Origin of the sequence: Pontibacterium sp. (genome assembly GCF_041587635.1) — a bacterium.
Lineage (GTDB): Bacteria > Pseudomonadota > Gammaproteobacteria > Pseudomonadales > Balneatricaceae > Pontibacterium.
The window spans coordinates 1-3,672 of record NZ_JBFGYC010000416.1 but is presented as its reverse complement, the minus strand read 5'-3'; the positions used below and the strand labels follow the sequence as shown (position 1 = coordinate 3,672).

The 3,672-nt window shown below is 50.6% G+C and carries 5 protein-coding genes and 4 tRNA genes; all 9 read left to right on the top strand.

Annotated elements, in window-relative coordinates; genetic code table 11:
- The first annotated feature begins 3 nt into the window (after positions 1–3).
- A tRNA-Asp gene (locus ABYW01_RS16655) sits at positions 4–80 on the top strand.
- 76 nt (positions 81–156) lie between these two features.
- Positions 157–232, top strand: a tRNA-Thr gene (locus ABYW01_RS16650).
- A gap of 12 nt (positions 233–244) precedes the next feature.
- Positions 245–320 (top strand) — tRNA-Asn (locus tag ABYW01_RS16645).
- Between the two features lie 88 nt (positions 321–408).
- Positions 409–484 (top strand) — tRNA-Thr (locus ABYW01_RS16640).
- Positions 485–537: 53 nt separating this feature from the next.
- On the top strand, positions 538–720 hold the full coding sequence (locus ABYW01_RS16635; protein ID WP_372834855.1) for a DUF6726 family protein: 183 nt from the start codon (positions 538–540) through the stop codon (positions 718–720).
- Between the two features lie 162 nt (positions 721–882).
- Positions 883–1,062, top strand: a complete 180-nt coding sequence (locus tag ABYW01_RS16630; protein ID WP_372834853.1) for a DUF3012 domain-containing protein — start codon at positions 883–885, stop codon at positions 1,060–1,062.
- A gap of 126 nt (positions 1,063–1,188) precedes the next feature.
- Positions 1,189–1,617 (top strand): hypothetical protein, encoded by a 429-nt coding sequence (locus tag ABYW01_RS16625; protein WP_372834850.1) that lies wholly within the window; start codon positions 1,189–1,191, stop codon positions 1,615–1,617.
- A 77-nt stretch (positions 1,618–1,694) separates the two neighbouring features.
- Entirely contained in the window at positions 1,695–2,987 is a 1,293-nt protein-coding gene (locus ABYW01_RS16620) for a TolC family protein (protein WP_372834847.1), read from the top strand.
- Positions 2,984–3,672 (top strand): efflux RND transporter periplasmic adaptor subunit (locus ABYW01_RS16615; protein WP_372834845.1); only part of this gene is annotated, 689 nt, incomplete at its 3' end. The genes ABYW01_RS16620 and ABYW01_RS16615, both read left to right, overlap by 4 nt.

Genomic DNA, 3,672 nt, shown 5'->3' with positions numbered 1-3,672 from the left:
TGCGGAGCGGTAGTTCAGTTGGTTAGAATACCTGCCTGTCACGCAGGGGGTCGCGGGTTCGAGTCCCGTCCGTTCCGCCACTACTGCGGGGAAGCATGTTGATAAACGTCTTCACCACAGTGCGAGCCATGGCGTAAGTCATGTCTCTTTGTAAATGCCGCTATAGCTCAGCTGGTAGAGCAACTGACTTGTAATCAGTAGGTCCCGAGTTCGACTCTTGGTGGCGGCACCATTTACAGGCTATTCCTCGATAGCTCAGTTGGTAGAGCAGTAGACTGTTAATCTATTGGTCGCTGGTTCGAGTCCAGCTCGAGGAGCCAATATTCAGATGAAGCGCAGCGATATCCGCTTTATTGTCTTCGTTTGGATCAGAGTCGTGACTCTCGGTCATGTCCTCACATCGTTTTAGCCGCTATAGCTCAGCTGGTAGAGCAACTGACTTGTAATCAGTAGGTCCCGAGTTCGACTCTTGGTGGCGGCACCATTTCTCATAAGCTACACCCCTCCTTTATCTGTGTTGAATAGGATCGTTAGCACATGATCAAACCCATAATGATTGTTTTGATGGCGTTCATGCTGAATGGCTGTGTGTTAACTAAAGTTGTGACCGTACCTATGCGTGTGGGTGGTGCAGTTGTATCGGTGATCCCAGTGGTGGGTAATGCGGCTGATGCGGCAATCGACACGACAGCTGATGTGATTGATCTAGTGCCGCTGTAGTCACTGTATAGCTTTGTTATCAGCTGTTATTACCGTCAGTAGTGCACTTTATAGTGCTTAATTTCTTGGCCATCAGTCCTCTCGCTGATTAAGATAGGATTAAGTGAAGGTCCGATATTATTCGTTCCTATTTTCCTTGCTCTGATATCTAAGGGTTTGTATATGCTCAAGAATATTAAAAAAAGTCTCTTTGTTTTCGCTATCGGTTTTACGGCATTAACTTTACAGGGCTGCTCGCCGGAGATTGGTAGTAAAGAATGGTGTGCTGATATGAAAGAGAAGCCAAAGGGTGAATGGACGGCAAATGAAGCGAAAGAATTTACCAAGAACTGCCTGCTTTAAAATGTTCTGAACAGAGAGTGTTACCCCGGGACGACTATTTTGTCGTCTCATGAAACTTTTCTAGTACTCTCGTATCCTACAGGACAAGATGTTATATCTTGGCAGCACTTAATCATTGATGGATCTATGATGCTCACAGCACACAGAACAATCAGCAGCAGGATACTGGCAGCAATCGCATTGCTGTTTTTTGTCGTCTATTGCTCTGTGGGTGTGTGTACAAATTGGGTAGGTTCGAGCAATTCTGATCCGGTCTTCACCCATGATCTGGTCATGGACCATAGTCAGCATCAGTCTGGCGATGCGCCTATGAGTGATATGTCTCACTGTGGCAGCGACGAAAGCGGCTGCGACTGGGGACGCAATCTGGTGGCTGATCCTATGCAGGATGCCGACCCATCCACCAGTTTCTTTGTTCTCTATCTCCTCTCTGCCAGCATTTTGCTGGTGATGCTCTGGCGGCAGCTGCGTCTGTCTGGCCCCTTTGTCCGCGAGCGAGTTTTCCTGCGTGGTTATCCGCGCCTACATATTCAGCACGCTGTTTTCCTGAATTAAGCCCCCTGTTTTCTGCCTAAATTCGGTCCGCCGGCATGATTCCGCGCGGAGAGTTTTTCTATGCAAGAGACAGGATTATGCGTTTTTGTATTCCCACTATATTTGCGGCAGCCATTGCCATTACATTGCCGGTTCAGGCTGAATTGCGTCTTCAGGATGCTGTTGCTGAAGCGATTTACAGCGATCATTGGGCCCGCAGCAATACCTTTCAGGAACAGGCATTACGTTCGCAGGCGCTCGCCAGCGGGCAGTTGCCTGATCCGAAATTACGTTTGGCGCTCGCCAATCTGCCGACCGACACCTTCGACTTTGATCAGGAAAATATGACGCAGTTACAGGTCGGATTGTCCCAGCAGTTTCCGCGTGGGGACAGTTTGAAAATTCGTCAGCAGCAGCTCGGTCAACAGGCTGATAAAGGCCCGATCCAGCGCCGTTTGCGTGCAGCAAAACTAAAACAGCAGGTCTCCAATAGCTGGCTTAAGCTGCACACCCTGCAGGAACAGCTGATGTTACTGGAGAACAATCGCCATCTGTTTCAGGAGTTGGTGGATATCAGTCGAGCCAATTTCCGCAGTGGCAAGGCGCGGCGTTTTGAGGTGATTGATGCTGAGTTGCAGATTACGCGTCTCAATGACCGTATTACCCGTATGCAGCAACAGGAAGCCGTGTTACGCGGTCAGCTTAACCGTTGGTTACCGCAGGCGATGAGTGCTGAACCCATGCCGATGTCCTTGCCGGAAATGAAGCCATTGCTGGCGCTGGAGAATTTGTCGGCACTGCAGACTGCCGTGCAATCCCATCCCCAGTTACAGCTGTTGGCGCAAGACGTTGAAATCCGTCAACGAGGAATTGAGCTGGCGGATCAAGCCTATAAACCGGGCTTCCGACTTGATACCAGCTATGGCTTGCGCGATGACATGCCCAATGGGCGCGATCGTGCTGACTTTTTCAGTGTGGCGTTGACCTTTGATCTGCCGCTATTTCCTGAAAAGCGCCAGGATGCTAAACGCAATGCGGCTGTGCAGCAGCGGGAAGCAGCGCGGGAAGATCGTTTGCTCAGCCTTCGGGAGTACGAGGCTGAGCTTAAGCAGGCGATCAGTAACTATCGGGGTTTGCAGCAGCGTTTAGCAATCTACAACCAGGATTATCTGCGTCAGTTACGTGAAAAACGTGTCGCGGCGACCCGTTCTTATGCGGCTGCGGATGGCCGTTTCTCTGATGTGGCTGCCGCTGCAATGGGTGAGCTGGAAACCAAGCTGATGAAGATCCAGCTACTGCATCAACAGGCACAGATTATTACCAACATGAACTACTGGCTCGCAGGTGCAGATCCTCTGTTGATAGCCAACGAAGGCGAGGTGAACCCATGAATAAGTTTCTTCTGACGAGCGCAGCGTTATTAATCGGTGCCGCTGGCGGCTATCTGGCACCTCAATATCTCGGCATGAACGGGGATATGGCTGGGGAAGCCGCACCTGCTGCCGATGAGCCGCTGTATTGGGTGGCTCCAATGGATCCGAATTTTCAACGTGATAAACCGGGATTGTCTCCCATGGGGATGGATCTGGTACCGGTCTATGCCGAAGATTTGGCCGGTGGCGGTGATTCTCCGGGCACGGTGAGTATTAATCCACAGGTCGAAAATAATCTGGGAGTGCGCACCGCACCGGTGGTATTCAGTCCATTGCAGGAAACCATCAATACGGTAGGTTATGTGGGTTATGACGAAGAGCAGCGGATGGATGTGCATTCGCGGATCTCCGGTTGGCTGGAAGTGTTGCATGTGCAGTCGGAAGGTGAATATGTAGAAAAAGGCGCGCCTTTGTATGAGATCTATTCGCCGGATCTGGTCAATGCTCAGGAAGAGTATGTAGCTGCCATACGCAGCGGCAACCGGTATTTACGGGATGCCAGCCGGGCAAAATTGAGCGCTTTGGGTGTCCCTGAACAAGTCATTTCGACGTTGCGTAAAACCCGAAAAATCCTGAATAGTATTCCGTTTTATGCACCGCAGTCCGGTTTTGTCAGCATGCTGAATGTCCGTCAGGGGATGTT